At 40.7% G+C, this 3,186-nt stretch carries 4 protein-coding genes; 3 read left to right on the top strand and 1 reads right to left on the bottom strand.

What is annotated here, in order from left to right:
- The first annotated feature begins 284 nt into the window (after positions 1–284).
- The 3 genes from F6J94_RS32240 (at position 285) to F6J94_RS32230 (ending at position 2,935) form a co-directional block, all read left to right on the top strand.
- Complete coding sequence (locus tag F6J94_RS32240; protein WP_293047687.1) at positions 285–959, top strand: fasciclin domain-containing protein; 675 nt, start codon at positions 285–287, stop codon at positions 957–959.
- Positions 960–1,170: 211 nt separating this feature from the next.
- The gene (locus F6J94_RS32235) at positions 1,171–1,629 is read left to right on the top strand and encodes a BON domain-containing protein (protein ID WP_293017482.1); all 459 of its coding nucleotides are present in this window, start codon (positions 1,171–1,173) and stop codon (positions 1,627–1,629) included.
- 592 nt (positions 1,630–2,221) lie between these two features.
- Positions 2,222–2,935: a class II aldolase/adducin family protein gene (locus F6J94_RS32230; protein ID WP_293047685.1), complete on the top strand. Its 714-nt coding sequence runs from the start codon at positions 2,222–2,224 to the stop codon at positions 2,933–2,935.
- A 44-nt stretch (positions 2,936–2,979) separates the two neighbouring features.
- Here the strand turns inward: F6J94_RS32230 and F6J94_RS32225 are convergent.
- Positions 2,980–3,186 (bottom strand): hypothetical protein (locus F6J94_RS32225; protein ID WP_293047682.1); only part of this gene is annotated, 207 nt, incomplete at its 5' end.

Here is a 3,186-nt window from a genome sequence, read left to right as displayed (position 1 = left end):
GTTTAGGAATATAGGCTCTAGGTTGTGATTATCTTTTGAAAGAATTATAAAGAATTATATAGAGATCCGTGTAGGAATTAATTGTGATAATTTTTGAGGCCATATTCCCTACTCCCTACTCCCTACTCCCTACTCCCTACTCCCTACTCCCTACTCCCTAATTTATACTCCCTAATTTCTAAATTTCTTACCGACTTTTTTACTTTTGGGTAATAATATCAAAATATGAAGCCGTTTAGTTGGAAAGCGTCAACCATACCTAGCATTCAGGAGAGATGATCTAAATGAAAACTCCCATTAAATTGCTAACAGGTATTCTGGGATTAAGTGCTCTGATCAGTTTCCCGGCAATAGCGCAAGAAAAAACAGAAAACTCAGTTAAAGATCCTGTCAATGGTGCAACTGAGTCTATGGTAGAAAGCGCCCCCGATTCCTTGAGCAAACCCCTTCAAGAGGGTGAAAAGGGAGAAATGCCAGCTACCACTGACACTGAATCTACAGCCAGTAACCTAGTAGAGCAAGCTGCGAGCAATGATCAATTCCAAACCCTTGTCAAAGCAATTGAGGCAGCGGGCTTAACGGAAACCTTGGCTGGTGTTGGCCCCTACACTGTTTTTGCTCCCACCGATGACGCTTTTGCTGCACTGCCAGCAAATACCTTAGACAGTCTACTACAACCAGAAAACAAAGAGGTACTGGTAAAGCTGCTAAAGTATCATGTTGTAAGTGGTGTAGTTCCTAGCAGTGAAATCCAGTCGGGAGACATTATCACTATGGCTGGAAAAGCGGTGACAGTACACGTGGGTGAAGACGGTAATGTTAATGTCAACAATGCCCAGGTAACTCAAGCAGATATTGAAGCCACTAACGGCATTATGCATGTTGTTAACCATGTAATTTTGCCCTCAAGATCTCATGCTCAATCGGAACCAAAACCAACAGGAGTCAGGCCAAATTAAGATTTAGAAAATTCAGCTCAATAAGTTTGGTGTTTTTGGGAATTATATCCCGTCCGTTTGACTACTTATTATTCAGGTTTTTTCGGAAATTTAATAGTGTCAATGTTCACTGAATACTTAACACTTAACACGTCGCGGTTTACCTGAATACGAAGTGATTAACCGGACTCGATTGGAGTAAATACAAGGAGAGAACAAGGAGAAATTAAAGATGAATAAGTTGATGCCAATTTTACTAGGTGGAGTGATTCTGTTTGGTGCTGCTGCTTGCGATGAAGCTAAAACAAGTGATGAACCCTCCTACTCTATAGATCAAAACGATGAAGAACTAGTCTCCTTACGGTCTGAAGGAAACCAAGGGGATGCCATGGTTCAAGAAACCCGAAAGGAAATCGAGGTAAATTTTGGAACTACTCAAGAGCCAAATCAAGCCTTGGGTAATTTAGAAAACCTTGATGAAGATGACCAACTAGCCAGTTTAGTACTTAATAATTTAGAAACCAAGCTCCCCAATACCCAGTTGGAAGTTGAAGCGGCAGAGGGAATGGTAACTATCTCAGGAAAAGTATCGTCTGATGATCAATTGAGTCAGATTGCACCTTTGGCAATCCAGGTTGAAGGTGTTCAGAGCGTGGATGTTCAAGCTACTGTCAAAGAGCCAAACAGCTGATCGCTTATCTGGTCAAGTACCAATCCTTTGTTGCCAATGTTACCTAATTGATGTAATTATCTAATCCATAGAGAGGAGTTAGTCGCCTATTGCTTTTGCCATAGTGGTAGGCGACTTTTGTTGTTGAGTGTCTCTCGGCTTTAATTCATGGTGTAGCAATCCGATTTGAGTTGCGGTTCACCGGAAGAGCAGGAAAATGGGGAAGATGGTTAAAAGGAGAAAGAGGGGCAGGAGGGGAAAGATGGTTAGGTGCGCTCTTACTTGGCGAATTAAATTCGCCACGGGTCGCACCTGAAGAATAGTATCCATTATTGTCAATAAATTAATTACCATGGCTATACATAGCAATTGATTCTGATTGCAGCAAGGGTAAGAATACTGATAAACAGATTAAGATAGGGTTGGATTATCGGTGCATCGGTGTCTATAGCAATCTTGTATGATTCCTCAACAGTGACAGTTCGCAACTCAAATTAACGAACTAGGGAAGTATTGTTCACCTAGGAATTAGGATTGCTATATCCGTATGGTGCTCAAGGGGGATAGGATTGTTGAGAAAGTCCCCAAATTCCCCGATCAGGTGCAACTTAGTATGATCATCAAGTCAATCCCTGTTGAAACCATAACCGCCCAGCAGATCATTGATACCTGTCTTCGCATGAACAGTCTTGGTATCAATCAAGGTACCAGTGGTAATGTGAGTGTCAGGGTTAGAGACAGTATCGGTGAGGCAATAGCAATAACCCCCAGTGGACTAGACTACGAAGACCTAACTCCTGATAAAATCTGCAAAATTTACTTCGGCAAAGACAAACAACCTGTTTTTGCTGATAATAATCGTTATTTACCCAGCAGTGAATGGCGATTTCACTATGACATACTGTTGAATCGAGCTGATGTCAATGCTATTGTTCATACTCATAGCATCCATGCTACAGCACTGGCTTGTATGGGTATACCCATACCCAGCTTTCATTATATGGTTGCTAGGATAGGTGGGAGCAGTATAAAGGTAGCTGATTATGCTACCTTTGGCACTCAAGAACTTAGCAACAACGCCCTAAAAGCACTGGGCAATTCATTTGCCTGTTTGTTAAAAAATCATGGTATGATTGCCTGTGGAAAAGATCTAAGGCACGCTCTGAAAGTCGCACAAGAGCTAGAAACCTTGGCTCAAATCTATATCAAAATCATCAGCGTTAACAAAATTTATGGAGAACCTCAATTATTGAGTGAGGAAGAAATGCAGATAGTTATAGAAAAGTTTAAAACCTATGGAGTTCAACCCAATATTGGTAATGGGTGATTGGATAGTAATATTTTATAGCATTTATCAAATAATCAAATAGCTTAGGTACACAAGTTTTGGATTTTAGGGAATAGGGAATAGGGAACAGGGAACAGGTAAAAAATAGGTGTGTACAACCTCATTAATATTAGGCGATTGAGCAAATTAATAGTTTGGTGACGAAATCTTACGGAAGTTAAAGCATCAGCCCCTTCCAAAAGCACAAAGTAACTAGTTACCAAACGATAATTATCTTGCTCCAACCTCAG

The organism is Moorena sp. SIO1F2, assembly GCF_010672755.1.
Classification (GTDB): domain Bacteria; phylum Cyanobacteriota; class Cyanobacteriia; order Cyanobacteriales; family Coleofasciculaceae; genus Moorena.
Note: the sequence above shows the minus strand (reverse complement) of the source record. Positions and strands in the feature narration are given on the sequence as shown.